At 46.3% G+C, this 20,413-nt stretch carries 16 protein-coding genes; 12 read left to right on the top strand and 4 right to left on the bottom strand.

From position 1 onward, the window contains the following. Positions 1 to 23: 23 nt before the first annotated feature. Positions 24 to 335, bottom strand: coding sequence for a hypothetical protein (locus ACYVD4_RS19315; RefSeq protein WP_460948589.1), 312 nt, complete (start codon positions 333 to 335; stop codon positions 24 to 26). 74 nt (positions 336 to 409) lie between these two features. Further along, positions 410 to 754 (bottom strand): hypothetical protein, encoded by a 345-nt coding sequence (locus tag ACYVD4_RS19320; RefSeq protein ID WP_460948590.1) that lies wholly within the window; start codon positions 752 to 754, stop codon positions 410 to 412. A gap of 385 nt (positions 755 to 1,139) precedes the next feature. On the opposite strand from ACYVD4_RS19320, the gene ACYVD4_RS19325 reads away from it, so the two are divergent. From ACYVD4_RS19325 to ACYVD4_RS19365, 9 genes are all read left to right on the top strand, one after another. Then, complete coding sequence (locus tag ACYVD4_RS19325; RefSeq protein WP_460948591.1) at positions 1,140 to 2,180, top strand: LacI family DNA-binding transcriptional regulator; 1,041 nt, start codon at positions 1,140 to 1,142, stop codon at positions 2,178 to 2,180. 175 nt (positions 2,181 to 2,355) lie between these two features. Beyond that, entirely contained in the window at positions 2,356 to 3,144 is a 789-nt protein-coding gene (gene rsmA, locus ACYVD4_RS19330; protein WP_460948592.1) for a 16S rRNA (adenine(1518)-N(6)/adenine(1519)-N(6))-dimethyltransferase RsmA, read from the top strand. A 108-nt stretch (positions 3,145 to 3,252) separates the two neighbouring features. Next, positions 3,253 to 4,605, top strand: a complete 1,353-nt coding sequence (gene mgtE, locus ACYVD4_RS19335) for a magnesium transporter (RefSeq protein ID WP_460948593.1) — start codon at positions 3,253 to 3,255, stop codon at positions 4,603 to 4,605. 29 nt (positions 4,606 to 4,634) lie between these two features. Then, positions 4,635 to 5,564: a nucleoside hydrolase gene (locus tag ACYVD4_RS19340; protein WP_460948594.1), complete on the top strand. Its 930-nt coding sequence runs from the start codon at positions 4,635 to 4,637 to the stop codon at positions 5,562 to 5,564. 131 nt (positions 5,565 to 5,695) lie between these two features. Next, entirely contained in the window at positions 5,696 to 7,186 is a 1,491-nt protein-coding gene (locus tag ACYVD4_RS19345; protein WP_460948595.1) for a capsule assembly Wzi family protein, read from the top strand. Between the two features lie 186 nt (positions 7,187 to 7,372). Continuing rightward, a complete protein-coding gene (locus ACYVD4_RS19350) occupies positions 7,373 to 8,410 on the top strand; it encodes a ScyD/ScyE family protein (RefSeq protein ID WP_460948596.1) in 1,038 nt (345 codons plus the stop codon). 268 nt (positions 8,411 to 8,678) lie between these two features. Next, a complete protein-coding gene (locus ACYVD4_RS19355) occupies positions 8,679 to 10,235 on the top strand; it encodes a serine hydrolase domain-containing protein (protein WP_460948597.1) in 1,557 nt (518 codons plus the stop codon). 40 nt (positions 10,236 to 10,275) lie between these two features. Then, on the top strand, positions 10,276 to 10,803 hold the full coding sequence (locus tag ACYVD4_RS19360) for a GNAT family N-acetyltransferase (RefSeq protein ID WP_460948598.1): 528 nt from the start codon (positions 10,276 to 10,278) through the stop codon (positions 10,801 to 10,803). Between the two features lie 75 nt (positions 10,804 to 10,878). After that, positions 10,879 to 11,280 carry a Dabb family protein gene (locus ACYVD4_RS19365; RefSeq protein WP_460948599.1) on the top strand — a complete coding sequence of 134 codons (402 nt, stop codon included), beginning with the start codon at positions 10,879 to 10,881 and terminating at the stop codon, positions 11,278 to 11,280. A 78-nt stretch (positions 11,281 to 11,358) separates the two neighbouring features. Here the strand turns inward: ACYVD4_RS19365 and ACYVD4_RS19370 are convergent, their stop codons facing one another. After that, entirely contained in the window at positions 11,359 to 15,057 is a 3,699-nt protein-coding gene (locus ACYVD4_RS19370) for a PAS domain S-box protein (protein ID WP_460948600.1), read from the bottom strand. A 312-nt stretch (positions 15,058 to 15,369) separates the two neighbouring features. Here ACYVD4_RS19370 and ACYVD4_RS19375 point away from each other — a divergent pair, with 312 nt between their 5' ends. The 3 genes from ACYVD4_RS19375 (at position 15,370) to ACYVD4_RS19385 (ending at position 18,517) form a co-directional block, all read left to right on the top strand. After that, the gene (locus ACYVD4_RS19375) at positions 15,370 to 15,705 is read left to right on the top strand and encodes a PKD domain-containing protein (RefSeq protein WP_460948601.1); all 336 of its coding nucleotides are present in this window, start codon (positions 15,370 to 15,372) and stop codon (positions 15,703 to 15,705) included. Positions 15,706 to 15,713: 8 nt separating this feature from the next. Beyond that, the gene (locus ACYVD4_RS19380) at positions 15,714 to 16,694 is read left to right on the top strand and encodes a hypothetical protein (RefSeq protein WP_460948602.1); all 981 of its coding nucleotides are present in this window, start codon (positions 15,714 to 15,716) and stop codon (positions 16,692 to 16,694) included. 203 nt (positions 16,695 to 16,897) lie between these two features. Continuing rightward, a complete protein-coding gene (locus ACYVD4_RS19385) occupies positions 16,898 to 18,517 on the top strand; it encodes a hypothetical protein (RefSeq protein ID WP_460948603.1) in 1,620 nt (539 codons plus the stop codon). Positions 18,518 to 18,559: 42 nt separating this feature from the next. Here ACYVD4_RS19385 and ACYVD4_RS19390 read toward each other — a convergent pair whose 3' ends face one another. Then, on the bottom strand, positions 18,560 to 20,017 hold the full coding sequence (locus ACYVD4_RS19390) for a WG repeat-containing protein (protein ID WP_460948604.1): 1,458 nt from the start codon (positions 20,015 to 20,017) through the stop codon (positions 18,560 to 18,562). Positions 20,018 to 20,413: the final 396 nt, after the last annotated feature.

A 20,413-nucleotide genomic window follows, 5' to 3' on the forward strand; every position in this document is an offset into this window, starting at 1 on the left:
TGATGGGGGTTGAACCCGCTAGCTCAGGCAAAAAAACTAGGCCGATTAACCCCTTCCAGAGAATGCCAGTTGGAATCGCGACGACGTAACGCCTGTGCAATGAGAATCATTCGTTCGCCTTTACGTCCCTGTTCACTGATCGAAGCCTCTTTATATACCTGCTGAATAGCGGGAACCCAGTCGATCAGTTCCGTTTTGGAATCGTAAACCCCAATCGGTGTACGTCTCTTATCCATAAGTATTTGATTTATAACCACTTGAGCTTCTTCCTCCGTCGCGGCCCAGATGTGTTTGTATTGCTCGTTGAACTGATATAAAACAGAGAATCGTTTCATGATTTTACAGTTGATGAATTGAAAACAGACGCTACGTGCTGCGCGTCTGTAACTTATTTATTGACGAAGGCATACTACGCCCCGGCAGCCTGCAGGGCACGGAAACGTTTCAGCCCGATTTCGTTTTGCGATGCTGCCTTTTTAGAATGTTGATGAGCCCCCATTTTATGTCTCTTCGGCCCAGCCAGACTGTCTTTCAGTGCCAATAACGTTTGGCTTAGCTCATTCACCTGTTGTTGGAGATCCGCTAGTTGAAAATCTGAACTTGTGTGCTCAAAATTGGTCGACCTATATGCCTTTCCGGCTTTGCCCAGGTTTCTGAACAGGTCAGTATATCTGCGAACCAGCTTTTTCACAAACTGCTGATTCGATGGATTACTATCGGTTTCGTTATGTTGAGATGTGTGTGTCGTTTTCATTGTTGTTTTGATCGTTTACGGCCAATGGTACAGGAAGCTAAAGACTACATTACAGGTCTACTTCTTGCTCCCGAATTCACCTTTTGTATTGCTGCCTTAGCAGCGACCTTTATATATCGGAGGTATGTATCCAGTCCACATGAGTTTCTTTATTTTGTACTTGTTTAACAAACGTGAAGTACGCATAATGAGTTTAAACGTTTCAACAAAAAATCGATTCTAACAGTAAAATACTTTATTATCACCCTTATAATTATAATAATAATACAATTTTTGAAAGTTTTTTATGATTATTGCTCGATACTACAAATAAGTTACAGTATAAATTAACACTATTCTCATTTTAACGTTTAAACAAAAAATAGGATTATAAGAGTATTGCGGTATGGGTAAGAAAACCTCTTTGAAAGATATTGCGCAGGCGGTCGGCGTATCAACGACGCTGGTTTCGTATGTATTGAACAACCAGAAAGAAAACCGAATCAATAAGGAAGTCGCTCGCAAAATCAGGCAAACAGCTCAGGCATTAAACTATCAGCCGAATCTGCTGGCTAAGAGTCTGAAAACAAACAAAACGCGAACCCTGGGGCTGGTAGTGGCTGATATAGCCAATCCATTTTCGGCAGCTTTAGCGCGCGTCGTCGAAGATGAAGCCGATAAACAGAATTATACGGTGCTGTTTGGAAGCTCGGAGGAAAGCCCGGAAAAATTTCAGAAAATAATTAAAACTTTTTTGAACAGACAGGTCGATGGATTGCTCATTGCTGCTCCTGCCAACGCTGAAGCCCAGTTAGTTGAACTGCAAAATCAGGGTATTCCCTTCGTGCTGATTGATCGGTATTTTCCAGCCGTCAAAACCAACTACGTTGCCCTCAATAACGCTCAGGCAATTTATAAAGCCGTAATGCATCTGTTGAAAGCAAATTACACGCAGATCGGGCTCGTTACCTTTAAAACCACACTGGTTCACATGCAGGAGCGGGCTCAGGGCTATTGGCAGGCACTTCGGGAGGCCGGGCTTCCGACAAAAAAAAGCTGGCTGCACGAAATACGCCCGGCCAACTTTACCGACGATATAACCAAAGCGATGGAAGACCTGCTAACTGGCCCGAATGCGGTAGAGGCTATCGTTTTTACATCCAACGTATTGACAATGGCTGGTTTAAAAGAAATTAAACACCTGAGACGTAGCGTTCCTGACGAGCTTGCCGTAGTGGGCTTCGATGAAACCGAAGCGTATGAGCTTTTCAATACGCCTGTTACATACATCCGCCAGCCGATTCAGGAAATGGGGCAGCTTGCCACAAAAACCCTGCTTGACGCGCTGGTAGCTAACAACCGAGTTACGCAAATCAATCTGGAATCGGAGTTGATCGTTCAGGAATCTACACGGCCAGCTGGCAACGTAACGGCGGCTCATCGCTGAAAACAAATGCTGTCTCATCAGCGGGCGTTTGTGAGCACTTCAGCCTAAACATAACTTAATCCAATCGTTCTGTATCGAATATAGTTGACGGTGTTAAAATCAGGTATAGTTAGCGACGTTCGCTAATATTTCGATTGGAGCGGCCTACCTTTGTCTTTTAAAACACCCGGCCCGTATGTACGTTAAACCCAAAAAAGCGCTTGGTCAACATTTTCTGAAAGATCTTAGTATCGCTCAGGATATAGCGGACCTCCTCACCGGTCATGGTGGGTATCAGAAAATTCTGGAAATAGGGCCGGGAATGGGCGTATTGACGCAGTTTCTATTAAAGGATAACCGATTTATTACGTATGTCATTGAGATCGACCGCGAATCGGTTGATTATCTAAAAAAATACGTACCGGCATTAGAGGGACGTATTCTGCCAGCCGATTTCCTGAATATACGACCTGATTTATTACCAGATAAACAACCCGAAAATACGGAGCCATTTGCGGTCATCGGCAATTTTCCGTACAATATTTCGACGCAGATTCTTTTTAAAGTACTCGACATGCGCGACCGTGTGCCCGAAGTGGTGGGCATGTTTCAGCGCGAAGTGGCACAACGTGTTGCATCAGGACCAGGCAATAAGGATTATGGTATTCTGAGCGTATTATTACAAGCATGGTACGACATTAAATACGAGTTTACGGTGGAGCCGCACGTATTCGATCCGCCCCCAAATGTTGTTTCGGGTGTTATATCGCTGCGACGTAACGACAAAACAGAACTCGGTTGCGACGAACGTAAGTTTACGCAGGTGGTTAAACACGGATTTAATCAACGGCGAAAAACACTCCGCAACGCACTTAAACCGTTAAACCCATCCGAGGCTGCTCTGGCCAGTACTTTTATGGACAAACGAGCCGAACAATTGAGCGTGGCCCAGTTTGTGGAACTGACTCAATTAATGAGTGAATAAGTGAAAGAGCGAAAGAGCGAAAAGCTATCATCTACAAATCACTCTTTCGTTCCGGTTCGGCATTCCGATTCACTCTTTAATTCTTTCACTCTTTCGCTTTTTTAACCCGTGACGTTTGAACTTACCAAAGAATACCTTGAGCAGATTCAGGCGGCTGTTGAAGCTGGCAATGATACCTGGCTACGTACCGAAATGGAGGAGCTATTTCCGGCCGATATTTCGGGAATCCTTAATGAACTGGAGCCAGAACTCGCTCATTATCTGCTTAGTTTGCTGGATAAACCTGTTGGTGCAGAAATTCTGGCAAACCTAGATCCTGTCGAACGGGCTAACTTACTGAAATTATTTTCATCGACCGAAATTGCGCCGTTCATCAACCAAATGGATTCGGACGATGCGGTTGACTTACTGAACGAACAGCCTATTCAGGTACGGGAAGAAGTTATTGGCCTGCTTGAAGACCGCGAACAGGCACGTTTCATTCTGGATTTGCTGCATTATGAAGATGGCGTAGCAGGCAGTTTGATGCAGAAAGAGTTGATACGTATCAACGTCAATCTGACGGTCAATGCCTGCATCGAAGAAATCCGACAACAGGCCGAAGATGTTGAAAATGTCTACGCCGTCTACGTAGTGGACGATGTGGGCAAACTACTCGGCCTGGTTTCGTTGAAAAAAATTGTGCTGGCCCGTAAGAACGCCAAAATCGCCGACATCTACGATGAAGACGTAGTGTTTGTCGAAACGTATCGCCCGGTGGCCGAAGTGGCCGAAGTCATGCAGAGATATGACCTTGATGCGGTTCCGGTTGTGAATGTACAGCAGCGACTCTTGGGACGTATCACTATCGATGACGTAGTGGACGTAATTACCGAACAGGCCGAAGAAGACATTCAGGTAATTTCCGGTCTGTCGGGTGAAGTTGAAGAAGATGACAGTGTATGGCAGCGGTCAAAAATTCAATTACCCTGGCTCATTGCGGGGGCAGTTGGCAGTCTGATGGCGGCTACGGTCATCAACGGATTTCAGAGCGAATTAGGCAAAATAGCCGCATTGGCAGCCTTTATTCCAATCATCGGATCAACGGGCGGTAATGTGGGGATTCAAACCTCGTCGATGATCTTGCAAAGCCTTACCGATACGTCGGGGTTGAGCATGACGATGGCCAAACGACTGCTTCGTACCTTGCTGGTTGCCATTCTTAACGGGCTGGTTGTGGGGCTGATAGCTGGCGTTTATACCTTCATTATTGGAGAACCCCGCCTGTTTTTTGTAGTTGCTACGTCGCTACTTGCCGTTGTGCTGCTAGCGTCGTTTATGGGTACCGTTACCCCGCTGTTATTGAATCGAATTGGCATTAATCCGGCCGTTGCATCCGGCCCATTTATCACCACCGCCAACGACCTCATTGGCATCGGCGTTTATTTTATGATTGCTCAACTGCTGTTGACCGAAGTGTAACGTAGTAATTATCCGATAAAGTAATCTCCATGGCTAAACTTGTACTGATGGACCACGACGGTGCCATCGATGACCTGCTTTCGCAACTGCTCGTTCTGACAATGCCTGACACTGAGTTAATTGGTGTTACAGTAACACCCGCCGACTGCTACATTGAGCCCGCTCTTGAATCAACCTATAAACTGCTTCAGGTAATGGGTCAGGAGCAGGTTCCGCTGGGACGAGGTGATTATTACGGCATCAACGCGTTTCCGAACGAATGGCGGGCACGTCCTGAAATTATCAACGCCCTACCGATGCTAATCAATCTGCCGCAGTCGCCCAATCCATACACCTACCCAAGTGCCCCCGAACTCATTATTGACCGATTAAGAGCCCCTACCGACGACGTAACGATTCTAATGACCGGACCATGTTCCAATCTGGTGTTGGCGCTAGAACAAGCCCCCGAACTGAAATCGAAAATAGCCGAAGTAGTCTGGATGGCGGGAGCTTTCCGAACAACGGGCAATGTGCAGATGTTTCAGCATGATGGTTCTGCCGAATGGAACGTTTTCTGGGACCCAATCAGCTCGCAAAAACTCCTGACGTTTGGTCTGCCGATGACGTTAATTCCGCTCGACGTAACGAATCATGTGCCCGTTACCAAACAATTTCTCAGTACGTTAGCCAAACAAATCGATTATCCGCTCTCGAATCTAACGGGTCAACTTTGGGCGTTAACTCTCGATACAATACCAAGTTATCATTACACCTATTTTATGTGGGACATTCTGGCAACCAGCTATTTGGCGATGCCCGAACAATTTAAAACCGAGTCAATAAAAGCGAACATAAGTACCCGCCCACCAAACGCCGGACAAACCTATCTGGACGATAACGGCTATGATTTAACCATTGCTACGGATGTAAATACGGCCCTTTTTTATGATTACCTGCTGAGCCAGTTTAAACAGTAACATATTATTGACTGATGGCATAGGTGGCTGATGGTTATTTATTCAGCGTTGACGCCTTTGGCTAACGGCTTTACGTGCAATTGATTTTTGACGATTGACCTCCAGATTGTCCGATTTGCCAATTCATTCCTATGTCGAAGCGACTTCTTTGGATAATTTTTGGCTGGATTAGCGGCCTGACAGCAGCGGCTCAATCGTCAGAGCGGATTAACTATTCGGTAGAACTAGGCGGAATTGGTGCAACTGATTCACAAATACCTTTCTGGTTACGGACAAACCAATATGGAATTGTTCCATTACGTGGGTCATTTGGTACTGGCCGGCTCAGTGCGATGAAAGATTATCACCCGAAAACCGACTCGACTACTCACCGAAAATCGCGCTTCGACTGGGGTTTCGGCCTGAACGCTGTTGTCAATGTAGGCCAGCCGACTAGTCGTTACAGCACGAATTTCCTTCTGCCAGAGAGTTTCGTAAAAGCACAATTTGGTAAAGTTGAGCTATTTGTCGGCAATCGAAAAGAAACATACGGACTGGGCGATACTACGTTAACATCGGGCAACGTAGCATGGTCGGGGAATGCGCTGCCCTTTCCGAAAGTTCAGCTACACACCCCGGATTTTGTATCACTGGGTTTTACCAAACAGCTTATCGCTTTTCGAGCTGGTTATGCACATGGTTGGTTGGTCAACACCTATATTCAGGGGAGTTACCTTCATCAGAAATACGTTTACGTTCGTCTTGGTAAACCGCACTGGCGCGCGCGTTTAACGATGGGATTGAATCATCAGGTGCAATGGGGCGGTCATGCCTCCTATTTGATTGGAACGCCTGTTGCGGTAAATGGACATCTGCCAACGGGTTTTCGGGATTATCTTTCTATGGTAATTGGTCACTATCCAGATGCGCTCCAAACAGATCAGTATACGGATTTTGACGGCACTAACCGTATTGGTAATCACATTGGCAGTTACGATATAGCACTGGAATTGAAGGGGAATACACAGCATTGGCTGTTCTATCACCAGCACCCCTACGAAGATGCTTCTGGATTAGCCCTACAAAACGTACCTGATGGACTGAGTGGTATACGTTATATCAATCAAGAACTACGTTCGCGAAACGGTTTCCGGGTGCAAAAAATCGTTGTCGAATTTCTCAGCACGATGGATCAGAGCGGTCCAAAATTCGACCCAACAGCCCGATATCAGGGGGGCGATAATTACTTTAATCATAGCCAGTATCGGGAAGGTTGGTCATATCGTGGCAATACACTGGGAACACCCTTCATCATGCCTAATACGGACCTTATGGCAACTGCGGCTAATCTGGGCGGCCCCTTGTTTGCCAACAACAGACTAATGGCTTGGTATACGGGATTAGAAAGTATTATTCATCAAAAACATAGGCTTCAGCTCCGGCTATCTTATAGCCGAAATTTCGGTACGTTCAATGAGCCATATCCCAAAATACTTTATCAGATTTCTGCCCTGGCATCCATGCAGTGGGCACTTACGAAACGAGGGAATACACTGTTCACTACGTCGGTTGCCCTCGATCGTGGCGAATTGCTTCCCAGTGGTTTTGGTGGTTTTATAAGCCTTCGTAAAGTGTGGCGATAAAAATGTTACCGATTACTCAATAAACAATACCCCTTCTATTCATCACGTAACTTTCTGATCGATAGATTACTAATTTGCTGCTGCTTTATCGATGTCTGCCCTGCTATTCAAGGGTTAATTTGGACATGGGTTAGAACATTATTCTCTCTGTTTCCAAAATCTCCATCATTAATTTCAACCAGTGTCATGAAAACCTTTACACGTTATTCTCTACTGCCAGTTCTTTTGGTTATCGGTTGCGTTTTCTTTGTTGTCAGTTGTTTAGACCACCGTATTCCCAACCCCTTAACGCTAACACCCACTCAAGGGCCTCCGCTGGCAACCGGGCTGCGTTCGCCAATTGGCCTGACCGATGACCCGAAAGGGAATTTGTGGGTAACCGAAGCCGGGAGCGGTACGGCCAACGACGGTCAGGTAACAGTAATTACGCCAGCCGGTGCAAAGTATCCTGTTATTACTGGTTTTGTCTCGGCTATCAGCCCGGAGAATTCACCCGAAGGACTTAATCACCTGATTTATAAGGATGGTAAACTATATATTTTAAATGGCGTGCAGGAACAGCTCTTCATTGCCGACGTATCGGGCTTTGTTCCGGGAGTTAGTTCGCCCATTCCAGCGAGTTTATTGCTCGGTATCGATATCGGTACGTTTGTAAAAAATGCTCGCCCTAATGCCCCCGACGCCCCCGACTCCAATCCTTACAACCTGACATTTGGCCCCGGTGGTGATCTATTTATTGTTGATGCAGGCGGAAACGCAATCATCCGTCGAAACCAAGCTACTGGCGCACTAAGTGTTTTCGCCGTTTTGCCGGATGTTCCAAATTCGACTACCGTTGGCCCGCCAATGGTTGATGCCGTGCCGACGGGCATTGTATACGATGGAACCAATTTTTATGTAAGCACGCTGGCTGGATTTCCTTTCCCGGCTGGTGCGGCCAAAATTTATCAAGTAAATGCAATGGGAACAGCCCCCGTTACGCCTACTGTATATAGAAGCGGCTTTTCGGGCCTCACCGATATTACATTGGCGCCTGGCGGCCAGCCACTTGTAACCGAATTTGGTTTCGCAACGCCGGGTCGGGTCGCCAACGATGCTGGTGCTACGTTGTTATCGCCAGTCATTACTGCTGTTGATATTCATCCAAGTACGGCAAATCTTGATACGTACTACGTATTATCGTATGGGCCGGGCATCATTACAAAAGTCACGACAACGAGATAGGTACGAGCTAATAAGCTTCTCATAATAGCTTTTTCATATGGATTTGTAAACGCCATGCAACCCTTTGGTCATTGTAGGCGTATGGGTAAATGCAAGATTAGACAAGATAAATCAAAAACGCTGGGTCAATGAGAGCCCAGCGTTTTTTGTAATGAGTTAGTACGTCTGATTTACGGTCGACTCTTTGACTGTCTTTTTGATTTCAGTACGTGCCGAATCGGTTGTATTCAGTTATCTCGTAAGTTCGTGCGACTGAAACAACCTGACAATGAAACATCTTTTTTACGCACTCCTGCTTACTACGTCATCCGTTGTTGCCCAAACAATAGCGAGCCGTAACGTAGCACACACTACTACGTATCAACCACCAGTTTTTGCAGACGCCAACCGGCTGAAAAAACTCGAAGCGGCCTACCCTATCGTTGAAAAATTATATAAAGAAGCTGCCGAAAAACGACATTTTCCGGGATTGGCATTTGGTATTGTTGTCGATGGAAAGCTGGTTTATTCAGGCGGTTTTGGATTTACCAACGTAGCAAAGCAAACGCCAGCCAACACAAAATCGCTGTTTCGAATTGCTTCGATGACCAAAAGCATTACGTCGATGGCGATCCTGAAACTTCGCGACGAAGGTAAACTTCGGCTCGATGACCCTGCCGAGCAATATATTCCCGAACTGAAATCGCACAAATATCTCACTGCCGACGCACCCCGCATTACGGTACGTAACCTGATGACGCATTCGGCAGGTTTTCCCGAAGACAATCCGTGTGGTGACCGTCAATTGGCGGATTCAGATGCTGATTTACTGAAACTTATCAAAGACGGTCTCTCCAATTCAAACGTACCAGGCTTTGCCTACGAATACAGTAATCTGGGCTTTGCTATGCTCGGACGGATCATTACGGTTGTTTCGGGGAAACCCTACCAGCAATACATCACCGAAACCATTTTGAAACCATTAGGTATGAACGATACGCAGTGGGAATACAGCAAAATTCCGGCGGAGAAACTGGCCTTGGGTTATCGCTGGCAGGATGAAAAATGGCTCGAAGAACCGCTCTTACACGATGGTTCATGGGGTGCGATGGGTGGTCTCATTACGTCTATCGAAGATTTCAGCAAATACGTAGCACTGCACGAAGCCGCATGGCCACCACGTAACGACGCCGATTTGGGTCCGGTAAAACGAAGCTCCGTGCGTGAAATGCAACAGCCCTGGACATTTTCGGGCTTGTTTACACAAGCAAAAAATGGTGCGGGACAGATTTGCCCAATTACTAGCGGATATGGTTACGGACTTGGCTGGAGTAAAAACTGTGCAGGACAGATTGGCGTAGGTCACAGTGGTGGTTTGCCCGGTTTCGGAAGTCAGTGGCGCATCTTGCCCGATTATGGTATTGGTGTAGTAGCTTACGCCAATTTGACCTACGCTGGTTTAGGTTCTGTCAATACCGTAGTGCTGGATACGTTAGTTGCGCTGGCAAAACTGCAACCTCATCAGTTACCAGTATCGCCCATTCTCGCGCAACGAAAAGCCGAACTGGTCAAACTTCTGCCCAACTGGACGAACGCCGAGCAAAGTGGTATTTTTGCCGAAAATTTCTTCCCCGACAGATCCGTTGCCATACGCAGGAAACAGGTTCAGGATTTATACGTCAAAGTGGGTACAATCCGACGCGTGGGTGATCTTGTCCCTGAGAATCAGTTACGTGGACATTTTCTATTAGAAGGCGAAAAAGGGAACATCGACGTATTTTTTACGCTCACGCCCGAAAATCCCGCTCTGATTCAACAACTGGATTTCAGGGAGACAGGCCGTTAAATTCATTACCTATTCTGATTTATTGCTTTTATTACTTTTCATGAGTACCTATTTAACTACATCAATTTCGCGCGCTAACGAAACTGACATTTCTACATTAAACGTACTGGTTAATAGCGCGTACCGGGGCGAAAGCTCAAAACGTGGTTGGACCTCAGAAGGCGACTTACTGGGCGGAGTACGCACAAATCCACAAAGTTTGCAGGAAATGCTACGTAGCCCAGCCGTTACGCTTCTGAAATATGAAGAGAATGGTCAGTTGCTGGGTTGCGTTTATCTGGAAACAAAAGAACCAGATTTATACCTGGGAATGTTAACCGTTTCGCCCGATGCGCAGGCCAACGGCATTGGCAAACAACTGATGGCCGCTGCCGAACAACTAGCGTTAGAAAAGCAACTTCAGGCTATTTCTATAACCGTTATTTCTGTTCGTCATGAGCTGATTGCCTGGTACGAACGCCGGGGGTTCAAAGCAACTGGAGAGCTATTACCGTTTCCTGATGACGCCCGTTTCGGGCTACCTAATCAGCCACTGGAATTTATTGTCATGAAAAAGGAGTTAACGTAGCATTTCATTCCTCTTTCCCGAAGCATTACCTTTTCGGGATATTATAGATACGTCCGTATAATTATCGAATCGATTATGAATCAACCATCACGTAGAGGTTTTATCAAAAACAGTGTTGCCGCCGGAATTGGCGCAAGTTTGCCCGGTAACGTAGCGGCCAAAGGCGAACTGTTTGTTCACCACGTATTATTTTACCTGAAAAATGCTGGCAATGAAGCTGATAAGGCCAAATTACTGGAAGGATTGAATAAACTGGCGAAGTGCCCAACCATTAAACTGGTAAATATTGGCACGCCAGCCGCTACAAATCGGGAGGTTATTGAACGTAGCTATACGTATTCATGGCTCTGTTTCTTCGATAGTCCTACCGATGAGGAAGCTTATCAGAAACATCCGATTCACGACGAATTCCGGAATAACTACGCGCACCTCTGGGAGAAAGTTGTCATCTTCGATTCTATCGGTCCAAAGAGATAGATTAATGGATAATGTAGAATGAATAATGAGTATCAGAATTGCTCATTATTCATTCTACATTATCCATTGTTCATTAAATTATCCGTTATTCTGTGTTGCCAGAAATTCGTTGAAAGCCTGTTCCAGCGCCTTTAAAGCTTCGGATAAACCGCTGGTATCGTTCACTTTTAGCTTTGCTTCAGCAGTTTTAGAAATATCAGCCACACGAGATATGCCAATGGTACCAGCACTACCTTTCAGCGTGTGCAAATGACTTTTCACCGTTGGAATATCGCCCAGCGAATAAGCCGATATTGCTCCACTTACTAACTCGTTGGCTTCAGTAACAAACTCTTCCAGAATACTGTCGACCAATTCCTGACCGCCAATATCCCGTAATTGACCTATAATTTCCTCATCGATGATTGGCAGCGCGGGTTCAGGTGCCGTAGTCACAGGCTTCGGTACGGCAACAGCCGTTACGTTCTGTTTAGCACGAGCGATGTCGGCAATTTCTTTTACTTTGGCTATCAGGCTCTGCGCTCGAATCGGCTTGGCAATGTAATCGTCAAGTCCCTGACTTAGAAAGCGTTCCCGATCTTCTTTCATCGAATAGGCCGTCATGGCCACGACAGTTGGCAGCGTTTTCCCAAATTGCTTACGTAGCAAACTAGTTGTTTCAACGCCATCCATATCAGGCATTTGAATATCCATGAAAATAACATCGAATGGCGCGAGCGGATTATCCGGTGTTACGTTCGGCCCGTTAGTCTCGGCCCGTTTTGTTACCTCTGTAATGGCGGCCGGACCACTATCGGCCGTGGTAACGACACAACCTGATTTACGCAGAATTTCGCTGGCAACTTTCCGATTCACCGCATTATCGTCAACCAGCAATACGTTCGGGTGATACGTTGAGAAGAAGTTGGCTAGGGCAATCTCAGCAACTTCCGTTGTTTGCTGAGTCGGGCTAATGGATGTTTCTTTTAATTCGATAACAAACCAGAATGTACTACCCTGTCCTACAATTGATTCTACACCAACTTCGCCTTTCATCAAGTGCGCTAATTCTTTCGAAATCGCCAGTCCCAATCCTGTTCCGCCAAACGACTTTCGCGACGACGTATCAACCTGACTGAACGAATTGAACAACAGATTAATATTTTGGGGAGCAATGCCGATACCCGAATCTTTTACTGCTACCCGAATGCGATTAAACTTACCCCGCTTGCTAATCAGCGTAGCTTCAACCCGAATCGTGCCATGTTCTGTAAATTTGATAGCATTCGAGGTCATGTTCGACAGAATTTGGAGCAGACGGGTCTGATCGGCAATGACGAATGTTGGCAAATCCGGAGCCAGATGATACGTTAGTTCATTATCTTTCGAATTGGCCTGTTGCCCAAACAGGGCGATGAGTTTTTCGAAAATCTCTTTAAAAGCAATAGGTGCTTCGTGGAGAACCATTTTACCCGCTTCGATTTTCGACAGATCCAGAATATCGTTCAGGATGTTGAGCAGGGTTTCAGATGACCGTTTTACTGTTTTAACGTAGCCACGCTGCTCTTCATCGAGTTTTGTATCGTTCAGCAGGTCGATCATGCCGATAACACCGTTCATAGGCGTTCGAATTTCGTGGCTCATGTTGGCCAGAAACTGCTCTTTTACCTTGAGCGACCGTTCGGCTTCATCTTTCGCTTTTACCAGTTCTGCCGACTGCCGTTTTAGCTCGGTAATATCGCGGGCCAACACCGCTACCACCGATCCGCTACCAGGTTCATCGTTGAGCATCAGCATGTTAAACATAAATTGACGTTCACTACCGTCTTTTCGGCGCATGCTGGCTTCAAAGTTGCGCAAACTCTTGTTACGTCCTACTTTGAACATGGCGCTCCGAATTGCATTCTGGTCAATGAAATACTGGCTGATATCCTGCCCAAGCACTTCATCCGGCGTATAGCCCATCCGTTTGAAAACCGATGGACTAATCATGGTGATACGTCCTTTACGGTCGACACGAGCGTATATATCCTGAAGATTTTCGAAAATACCCCGGAATTTTTCCTCGTTTTGCCGGGTCGCAATCTCGGCCCGACGGCGATTGGTTATGTTTCGGGCAATGCCTGAGACTTCGTTAATTACACCACCCGCTAATTGAATCGGGTTGAGGTGAAATTCGAAATAGGTTTCGCCCGACGGCGTCATGAAATTGAGTTCAAAGTTTTGTGGTAAACCTCGGAACGCCTGCCGGTAACGGTCTTCGATTTCGTGTTTATTTTCATCGCCCACAATCCGCCAGCCGAGTTCAGGAGCCATGTGTTTTGGCGAGAGTTCTTCATTTGGCGGAAGCCCGATGAGCCGGGCATAATTCTTGTTGAACGAGGTCAGTTGCAACGCTTTATTGACCGACCAGATCAGGTACGTACTGTTATCGAAAATAGCCTGTAAACGAGCATTTTGCTTATCCAGACGGGCCTCCGCCTGTTTGCGTGCAATGGCTAAGGCAACCTGACCGGAAATAAACTCCAGCAACTCCAGATCGCGGGGACCGTAGGTTTGGGCATCATCATACGATTTTACACCAATAATTCCCGTAATCTCATCGCCAATACGTAGCGGAGCCGTCAGCATCACCTCTGGCTGTTTCTGCCCGTATAAGTCAACCAGTTTCTGATCGGCCAGTTTACGAACATCTTTCTCGTATAAAAACAGCGGTTTATTAGCCAGAATGGTGTATTCGATAATACCATTACCGAGCTTTCGTTTGGTAAACCGCATATTGCTACCGAAGTATTCATCGACGTAGTAGGGGAACGACAGAAACGTTTTTGTGGAGTCGTAAAGCGCAATGAAAAAATTGCGGGCGTCGATGATATTGCCTAGCTCCTCGTGAATTTTTTGGTATAACTCGCCAAGGTTCGGCGTATTGATCGTCCAGTTGGCAATGCTATAATAGAGCTTCTGCGATTTTTCGGCGCGAATTTTGCCCGTTGTATCATGCAGAATGCAGCGAAATGCAGTAGGACGGCCGTTTTCGAAACGACAGTTGACACTACCCGATAAAAACAGGGTTTTTCCCGACTTACTCCGAAAAACAGTCTCGAAATATGGCAGCTTATCGCCTTCCTGAATGCGTTTCAGTAAACCGAGCGTGCTGCTGGCATAATCGGGATGCAACACATCGCGGAGGTTCAAGACGGAAATTTCATCTGAATTATAGCCCAATACGTCGCGCCAGGCACGGTTAACAAAGATGAATTTCCCGTCGAGAGTTAGCAGTTGAATTAAGTCAGACGTATTATCGACCAGATCTTGCAATTGCGCATTCGTATTCGAAAGGGCCGACGCAACCCGTCGTTTGTTGGTAACATCTTCGCCAATAAGGGTAAACGAAGATGAATCGCCGTTGACAATAAACGAGTTGAGTTGAACACTACGTAGGGCACCACTACGAGCCAGCAAGGTAATTTCTTTCTGGTCGGGAAAGCCGCCTTTTAGTAGAGCCTCTTCAAATTCAGACTCAAGCCGGGTGCGGTCGGCGGGTGGAATGAAAATATCGAAAAAATTCCTGCCGACAATATCGCTTTGTTGCCAGGCAGTTACGCGATAAGTAAACGGATTGGCATACAATAACGTACCATCGCGTTCAATAGTCAGGCCAATCAGATTAAGCTGATCAACCGTCTGTCGAACGTCGAAGATATGGTGCGTATCAATTGCAGTTTGGCCGTCGCGTTCTTGATGCAGCCGTTCAACTTCGGCTACTAATTCATCTTTGGTTTTGGCAGACCAGGGCATGGGAACGGGGGTAATAGCTAAATGGTATTAGTTCAGCTAATTACGTTGTTACGTGAACTAGCTGGTTAAATTTACAAAAAATGCTGATTTTCGGCAATATCGTATTGGTGATTAGTAGGCTTATTTACCCAAATCGACACATTATTAACAATCACCGGTCAACAGTAACAGACAGGCTATAGAACGCTTTTATGTCTCAAATTGTGCATTATACCGAACAAACAAATTCGAGTGATTTAGGCCCGAATATTGCCTTAGACGAGTTATTGTGCGCAAAGTATTGCTTATTTTGGTACGTCTAGGTTAATAGATATGGTACAACGAATTTTATGTATACTGGTCTTACTGGCTATGACAGCTTGTGAGCCATTCGATTTGGCGAAGAAAAACTTTCCAGCCTGTGCTCCTCCACGTGCCGCCATTGGCTATACAGTTGGGCGACTCGACGTAACTTTTTTTCTGGAAAATGAACAGGGCGATATTGGTGCAGCCGGATGGGACCCAGGCGATGGTAAAGGAAAAGGTCGGGTAGGTACGCGCGTTACGTATACCTACGAAAAAGCGGGTACCTACACCATTACGCTCGTTCTCGCCAACCAGTGCGATGATAAATTTACCACAACCCGCGAAATCACCGTCCGAAACTGACATCCGTTATGCGATTAATTCTTACTTTTTTACTGGGTGTGGCACTGGCCATATCGACGCAAGCGCAAGATCGGGTTCAGAACATTCGGATGCGCACTATTGAGGCAGGCCAGATTGAAGTACTATATGACTTAATGGTAGCCCGCCCCGGCGACTCCATTTATCTGGAAGTGCGAAGCCGATTACGCGGAGTACTACGTATCATGCCCCAATACGTTCGGGGCGATATTGGCACACGGGTTACAGTTGGCACAGACCGACGTATCGTCTGGAATGCGGTGGCCAATGGTTATCCGCTTGATGAGGAAATTCGGGCGAGCGTTCAAATTAAAACAAACGTATTTCCAACTGTTGCACAGACTACTCCAGCCCAACGTAACGAAACGGTGAGCCCGAAACCAGTGCCGACAACGCCATCGACCGACGTAGCGGTTATAGAACCATCTCGTAAACGAAAACGCCCTAAACCTGTTGCAGTAATTGCCGATACTACTCGACCTGCTCGCCCTGAACCACCCGTATCGCAACAAATGGCTCAGGAAGACTCTGTACGTCAGCCACGTTTACGCTACGTCGGGCCGCTATGGGGAGCGGTATCGGCTATAGCTCCGGGTGTAGGAAATATATTCGTGCAACTTCCAAAGCCGAAAGTAGGGTTCAGACCACTTCTTACCGTAGCCTCTTACGGATTAGTTGCTTACGGGCTAATTGAGCGACAAAAATCGCGTGATGCCTATAAAATTTACGAAGATCAGAAGAACGTAACAGCAGCCGAACCCTATTATCAAACCGCGAACGACCACTATCATCGGTATTATTTAGCCACAAGAGGGGCCATGATTATAGCCGCTGCCGATGTGATTCTGACCGTTTTACAGGGTGTACGCAATCAGCAGATTCAGAAAGAAGCCAGTCGCTATCGAAGTTTTATGATTAGTCCGGGCCTACAGGCTGGTCAACCAACGGCTGTACTACACTATTCTTTTTAAACAGCTAAGCCGATAAATAGCGATTTAAAAAATGTCTAGAAACTAATTTTACTTTCGTTCTCGATAAAACCTCACGGCCTCTACTCTGGGGTTTTACCTAAGAGCCATTTAAATTGATATAAAAACAAATTTCCAGAGAGTTCCTAAGAGTCAAACATATTATAAATTTGTCTCTTATTCGTTAACTATCTACCCCAAAGCATATGCGTTTTTTTCTGACAGTTAGCTTTTTGCTGCTTCTTATAACCAGTAGCGTTGCTCAAAATTCCGGGCGACGTGGGCGTTCGTCCGTATATTCGGCATCAGGCGAATGGCAGAAAGTAACGCTACAACCCAATACGTCGGCGTCGTCTAGCCAGCCAGTCAACAGCACTGTAACACCAAGCCGTCAGGCCACTAATTCAGCTTCTCAACCAGCAGAACCTACAGCCACAACATCTCGAACAGAATCCAGACCTTCTACAACAACTGAATCGAGTAGTGCGGGTTTCCGACCTGCTTTTACGGGTGATTTTGTTACTAATCGAAACGGCTGGAAAGCAGGTAACAAAGGCGATTATAACTATCAGATTGGCATGGGGCGCTACAGCGTCCGTAAGCGCAAGGCTAATTCGCGTCAGGTTGCATTCAGCTTTGTACCCTTACCCAACGAGATTAATCTCAATCGCGACGAGACGTTTACCATCAAAGTCGACGTCTTGGCCGATTCGGGCCGGGTACCAACAGGCGGACTCTTATTTGGCGTAAAAGATTCGCTGAATTTTTGCGCCTTTACACTCAATAGTAAAGGCGAAGTGTCAATTATTCGGGTAATTAAAGGCGAAGCTTTTGGCGATTATATGCCCGGTGATTTTTTTGCACCGGGCGTGCCCGTCGATAAAAATCGTGATCGGCTTACTATTCGACGGAGTCAGGATGCGCTTTCTTTTTATGTGAATGAGCAGGAGGTACGTAGCAGCCCTTACCCATTTAAGAGCCTTCCCGGAAACGGTATTGGCGTAATCACCGACGCGTCATGGACAACCTTTCAGAAGCTAACCGTTACGGTTGGCGTACTTCCGGGTGATTCTCCCCCAACGGCTCCTTCGTTTCCGGTTGCTCGATCAACAACGGCTGAACGTTCAGCAACCCCAACTGCATCAACCAATGAAAATTCAGACGTAACGCCTGCACCTGTAAATTCATCAGCGCCTAAAGAAACAACACCTTCCCCATCCACAATCAGTGCTGCTGCAGGAAATCGCCCTGTTACTAAAACTGGAAACGTAGTATTTAACGAATCATTCACGGATAACCAGAACAAATGGCTGGTTGGACAAACGGGTGGTTATGAGTTTGAGGTAGCCAAGAATAGTTACTATATTCGTAAAAGGTCAATGGGCATACCTCGCGCGGCTTATGGCTACGTTACACTCCCTCCAACAGTCGATTTAAATAAAATGGAGTCCTTCACCATTACCGCCGATATGGTTGTTCCGGAGGGGATTCAGCTAAACGCAGGGCTGATTATTGGTGTCGATGATGAGGACAATCTCTGCGAATTCAGACTGGCAGGACGTGAGAAGGTTATCGTGAAAATGCTACGTAACGGAGCCACTTCTGCTACATATATGCCTGGCAACCCTGTTCTCGCTAAAGTTCGGATCGATCAGGAAAGCAATACGTTAATGATTCAGAAACGAAATAAGAAGCTGCACTTCTTCATCAATAATCGAGAAATAGAAAGCAGTCCCTACGATTTTCAGCCATTTCTAGGAAATAAGATTGGCTTTGTCACAGCCACTCAGGCCGTAAAGTTTCAGAATTTGAAAGTGATTCAGTAAACGGGTAATCGCTTAATACAATCAGATTTTCAGGCAATTACACTAATTTTCAAGCGGCTGGCCTGCCCGGTTGATGGCAAACGTTTCGCCATCGAGAAACGCTTTGGCCTGACCGTCTCTGAATGGAGTAACGGCTTCATATTGAGGCTTAATAACCCACTCATCTGCTTCGTTAACGAAACCCCATCGGCCATGACTTCGGGCACGTCGCCAGCCTTTTTCGTCAGGCCCTAGTTCAACTTTATCGAAGGGTTTATTACCGAACACATTCTGATATTTTCCCTGTCTTGCCTCAGCAGGTTCAGTCGGGCTTTCCTCAGATGCGTTGTAAGAAGGCGCTGGTTTGGGCTTTTCATCGATTGCTACTTTCTCAACCGGTTTTTCTGACGTAGCACCGGGTGATGCATTTAACGTAGGTGTAGGAGAATCGGTAACCTCATCGGTGGTTTGAGGTTCGTTTTTTTGGGTTTCGGGAGTAGCTTTCTTAGTTGATTTTTTCTCCAACAAAACACCAGACGTTTGTTTTGCCTTTTTCCGGGGTTCAGACGGTACGTCTTTTGAGCTACCTCCTTTAATAAACCAATAAATAATGGCCAATAATGCCAGTGCAAACAAAACACCATAAATTCCACTTCGATCGGGCTGAATAACTTCTATCCGAACGGTACTTAATGGATTGTTATTGGCATCAAAAAGCGTGTAATCCATACTTTTTGATGGTTTTACCCAGCCTCGGTTTTTGGGCGACAACCCTTCTCCTAAATCATCGATTGTAACCGCCAGCAAATTTTCTACCTCCCAGTCCAACGTTACCGTCTGACCTTTCTGAATACGAGCGGGCGTAGCTGTAAACGACCGAACAATGGGTGCTGGCTCAGGAGAAACAGGAACCGTTTTCTGCCGATCAATCTCTGAAAAAAATGACTCCGTCGACGTAACGACAGGAGGTGTTGATGTTGGTAGCGGTTCTGGTGTAGTTGGAACTTCTGGTGCTGGCGCAGGATTTACCGCAACGGTCGAACTTTTCTTTACTGGCTGATTGTCGAGCAATTCCTCATACGTATCGGTATTTGACGTACCATCAGCCTGCGTCGACGTAGCGGTTTCAGGTACAGAAACCTGTTCTGGTGAGCGAATTGGGTCGGCTGGTTTTACCGGAGGAGGGGCAATACGTTGCAGCACTGTGGGTACCCATCTATTACGGACAAAATCGGCAGAAAGGTTCAATGAGGTAGCCGCATTGATAATCCGTGCCAGATCCTGATCAATCAGATGCCGACGCGAGGGTTCGGCTAGCCGGGTAATACGTGCCTGTATATTTTGAAACAATAGGTTATTATTCGCAACTTCCTGACCTATTTCATTGGCCCGTTTAAGCGCATCGGCAAGCGGAATTCCCGCCTGTTGGGCATCCTGAAGGTAGCCATTGGTGCGCCAAACGTCGGGGCCGTCGAGCACAATGGCTTCGCGAAGTCGGTCGGTCAGTTCGGTTTCCGTCATAGGTGGTGCTGGCTAAATGGGTAGCTGTCGTTCAGTTGTATTCTATAAGTAAACGTCAAATGCGAATTGAACGTCACAAAATTAAATTGATAATCTACCGAAATGTAAAAAAACGCGGGTTTCTGACCAGAGATTTATCGGAATACAGGTTTATTGAGCCGATAATCTGCCCAAGGTATGCACAAATTATCCCTTATCGGGCTGTTATTCCAAGAAGCAAGGAAGCAGAGGGGGATTTATTAGGCAGAGAATACCTGACCCGATTTCAGTTATGAACGAGCGCTGAAAACCAGTAAGACAAGCGATTGCTACGTATGATTAACTGATGTTACGCAGGCCATCCTTAGATTGACAGCCTACTGATTAAATTTAACAAAAATTAGCCATGCACTTCGT

This window comes from Spirosoma daeguense (assembly GCF_054776875.1).